Source organism: uncultured Streptomyces sp., assembly GCF_947488945.1.
Classification (GTDB): domain Bacteria; phylum Actinomycetota; class Actinomycetes; order Streptomycetales; family Streptomycetaceae; genus Streptomyces.
In genome coordinates this window covers 1-4,500 of the sequence record NZ_CANLBS010000052.1, presented here as the reverse complement: position 1 = coordinate 4,500, position 4,500 = coordinate 1, and the positions used below count along the sequence as shown (strand labels likewise).

The following is a 4,500-nucleotide window of genomic DNA, read 5'->3' as shown; positions in this document are numbered from 1 at the left end:
CTGCGCCCGCGTCAACACCGACGACAGACCCACATCCACCAGACCCCAACCCGGCGACGCCACCAGATGATCCCGCAGACGACCCGCCTGAGCCCGCAGCGCCACCCCACTCTTCCCCGACAGCACCACGGGAACCGCCGGCAGCTCACCACCAGCACGAGGTCCTGCCGGCACCTCCGGAGCCTCCGGCGCCTCTTCAAGAATGATGTGCGCGTTCGTTCCGCTGACGCCGAAGGAGGAGACACCCGCACGCCTCGGGCGCTCCCCCGCGGGCCAGTCCTCGGCTTCCGTCAGGAGGCGGACCTGACCGGACTCCCAGTCGATGTGCGGCGACGGCTCGTCCACGTTCAGGGTGGCCGGGAGCTTCCCGTTCCGCATCGCCATGACCATCTTGATCACACCCGCGACACCCGCAGCGGCGGAACTGTGGCCGATGTTCGACTTGATCGAACCGAGCCGCAGCGGACCGTCCGTCCGCTCCTGCCCGTACGTCGCCAGCAACGCCTGAGCCTCGATCGGGTCACCCAACCGCGTACCCGTCCCATGCCCCTCGACCGCATCCACCTCAGCAGCCGACAGACCCGCATTCGCCAACGCCTGACGGATCACCCGCTCCTGAGACGGACCGTTCGGAGCCGTCAGACCATTACTCGCACCATCCTGATTCACCGCACTGCCACGAATGACACCCAGCACACGATGACCAAGACGACGAGCATCCGACAACCGCTCCAGCACCAGCAGACCCAGCCCGTCCGAGAACCCCGTCCCGTCCGCACCCGCCGCATACGACTTGCACCGACCATCCGGAGCAAGACCACGCTGACGACTGAACTCCGTCAACAGGAACGGACCGGCCATCACCGTCACACCACCGACGAGCGCCATCGAGCACTCACCCGACCGCAACGCCTGCGACGCCATATGCATCGCGACCAGCGAAGACGAACACGCCGTATCCACCGACACCGCCGGACCCTCCAGGCCCAGACTGTAGGCAACCCGGCCCGACACCACACTCGACGTCGTCCCCGTCAGCCGGAAACCCTCCAGCTCCGGCGGCATCACCCCGCCGTAATCCGACGTCACCACACCACAGAAGACACCCGTGTCAGACCCACGCAACGACGTCGGATCAATCCCCGCATCCTCGACAGCCTCCCAGGCCGCCTCCAGCATCAACCGCTGCTGCGGATCGATCGCCAACGCCTCACGCGGACTGATCCCGAAGAACCCCGCATCAAAATCAGCAACGTCACCGATGAAGCCGCCGCCCCGCGTATACACCGTGCCGACCCGCTCCGGATCCGGGTCGTACAACCGCTCCAGGTCCCAGCCACGGTCGTCCGGAAGCGGCGACACCGCATCCCGCCCCTGCGACACCAGCTCCCACAACTCGGCAGGCGAAGACACCCCACCCGGATACCGGCAGCTCATCCCCACGATCGCCAACGGCTCATCGGCCCCGGACGAAGCCCGCTTCGCCCGCACCACCGGCCGCTTCGCAGCGACAACATCCCCACCGACCTCCGCCAGCAGAAAACGCGCCACAGCCACAGGCGACGGGTGATCGAAAACCAACGTCGAAGGCAGCCGTACGCCACTCGCCTGCGTCAGCCGGTTACGCAACTCGACCGCACCCAGCGAGTCGAAGCCCATCTCCTTGAACGCACGGTCCGGCACCACCGCGGCGGACGTGGCATGACCGAGCACCGCGGCCACCTGGGCCTGAACCAGCTCCAGAACCACCCGCTCACGATCAGACTCCGACACACCCACCAAACGCTCAGCCAGCGAACCGCCCGTGCTCTGCGCACGGCGGGCGGGCACCCGCACCAGCCCACGGAGCATGGCGGGCAGAGCACCCGCCCGCGCCTGCAGTCGCAGCGCCGCGAGGTCCAGCCGTACCGGCACGACAACCGCCGAACCGACGCGCTGGGCCTGGTCGAACAGTTCCAGGCCGAGTTCGGTGGACAGAGCGCCGACACCGTGGCGTTCGAGGCGCGCCAGCTCGGTTTCGTCCAGGGCGCCGGCCATGCCGGAGGCATCCGCCCACAGACCCCACGCCAGCGAGGTGGCCGGCAGACCCTGAGCCCTGCGATGCGCCGCAAGAGCGTCGAGAGCCGCGTTGGCCGCGGCGTAGTTGCCCTGTCCCGGGCTCCCGATCAGCGCGGCCACCGACGAGAACAGCACGAACGCCGACAGATCCATCCCCGCCGTCAGCTCATGCAAGTGCAACGCCGCATCAGCCTTCGGCCCCATCACACGAGCAAGCTGCTCCGGCGTCAACGACGTGACCACGCCATCGTCCACCACACCCGCCGCATGAATCACAGCAGTGAGTGGCCGTTCCAACGAGGCTATGAGCGCGGCGAGCTCCTCACGATCGGACACGTCGCAAGCCACGGCACGGGCCTCACAACCCAGCACCGCCAACTCCCCGATCAGATCGGCCGCACCGGGTGCGTCCGGACCACGACGACTGAGAAGCACGAGATGCCGGGCACCGTGCTGCTCGGCCAGGTGCCGGGCGAAGAGCGCACCCAGACCACCCGTACCACCCGTGATCAGAACCGTCCCGTCCGGGTCGAGCGCAGGTGCGGCAGCCGCGGTGGCAGCGGCCCGCTGCAACCTCGGCACCAGAACCCTTCCGCCCCTTACCGCGACCTGCGGCTCCTCCAGAGCGGCCAGCGCACCCCAGCCCGGAACCTCACCCTCACCATCCACGTCTATCAGCACGAACCGGCCCGGGTTCTCGGACTGCGCACTGCGCACCAGACCCCACACCGGGGCCAACGCCAGATCCGGAGACTCATCCGCCACCGCGACCGCCCGACGGGTCACAACGACCAACCGCGCATCAGCGAGCTGCTCGCGCGCCAGCCAGTCCTGCAGCAGCCCCAGCGTCCGCGCCGGGACCGAAGCCGGGCTGTCCTCTTGCTCGTCCTGCCCCTTGACCTCGGCGAGGACCAGATCGGGCGCTTCCGCACCGTCTGCCAGGCCCGCAACCAGGGCGTCAAGGTCCGGGTGCTCCGGGCCGCCCAGTACCGCGATCCGCGCGTCGGCCGGTGCGGTTTCCGTGACGGGGATCCAATCGACCTTGTACAGCGAGCTGCTTCCCGCCCTTTGCGACCCTTCGAGCTGCTCCAAGGCGACAGGGCGGGCGACGATGGAACGGACCGACACGATCTCCGCTCCTGCGTCGTCCACCGCATCGAGCCTCAGTGCTGAGCCGCCGACCGACGCCACCCGTACCCGCAGACGAGAGGCGCCTCGGCCGGAGAGGCGTACGCCGGACCAGCTGAACGGCATCCGGCGTTCGCCGCCGTCACCGTCGATCAGCAGGACCGCACCGCTCTGCAGCGCGGCGTCGAACAGCGCCGGATGGATGCCGAACGCCTTTGCCGCATCGAGGTGTTCGTCCGTGAGGGAGACCTCGGCGTAGACCTCGTCGCCGTCCCGCCAAGCCGCCCGCAGGCCCTGGAACACCGGGCCGTAGTCGTAGCCGATGTCGCTCAGCCGCGAGTAGAACTCCTCTACCGCCAGGGGCTCCGCGCCCTCCGGCGGCCACTCGACGGGCCACGCCTCTGCGGGCTCAGCTTCCAGCGCGAGAACACCCCGCGCATGGCACGTCGCCTCCGCCGCGCCTCCGCCGCCCTCCGCGTCGGCTTCGGACGCAACCTCAGGACGGGTGTAGACGGCGACGGCGCGGCGGCCGTCCTCGTCGGGTTCGCCGACCGTCACCTGCACCTGGACGGCATTGCCTTCCTCAAGGAGGAAGGGGGACTCCAGGATCAGTTCTTCGATCACCGGAGTGGCGGTGTGGCGGCCGGCGGCCAGCACCAGCTCGACCAGTGCGGTGCCGGGGACGACGATGTTGCCAAGCAGTACGTGCTCCGCCGTCCAGGGCTGAGTGTCGGTCGACACACGCCCCGTGAGCAGCCACTCATCACGGTCCCCTAGGGCGACCGCTGCGGCGAGCATCGGATGGTCCAGCCGCCCGAGACCCGCGGCGACCGCGTCGCCACTGCCCGTACTGGGAGCGAGCCAGAACCGTTCGCGCTGGAAGGCATACGTGGGCAGGGGTATGCGGCGGGCGCCGGTTCCGGCGTAGAACGCCTCCCAGTCGATCCCCACACCCGCGACATGCGCCTGTGCGAGGAACTCCGCGAACGTCTCCGCCTCAGACCTCCGCGCCCGCAGCGCAGAGACGGTCACGGCGGAATCCTCGTCCACCGTCTGCCGGGCCAACGCGGTCAATACGGCGTCGGGGCCCAGCTCCAGGAACCGGGTCACACCCTCCTCACGGAGTGCCCGTATGCCGTCGGTGAAACGGACGGCGCTGCGGACATGGTCCACCCAGTAGTCGGGGTCGGTGAGTTCCGAGGACACCACCGTGCCCGTCACATTCGAGACCACCGGAATACGCGGCTCGCTGTAGGTGAGGGTTGCGGCGACCTTCCTGAACTCGGCGAGCATGGGCTCCATGCGCGGCGAGTG

The 4,500-nt window shown here is 69.0% G+C and carries 1 protein-coding gene; it reads right to left on the bottom strand.

What is annotated here, in order from left to right; translation table 11 throughout:
- On the bottom strand, window positions 1-4,488 hold a 4,488-nt coding region (locus Q0994_RS33720), incomplete at its 3' end, for an SDR family NAD(P)-dependent oxidoreductase (RefSeq protein ID WP_299542514.1).
- Window positions 4,489-4,500: the final 12 nt, after the last annotated feature.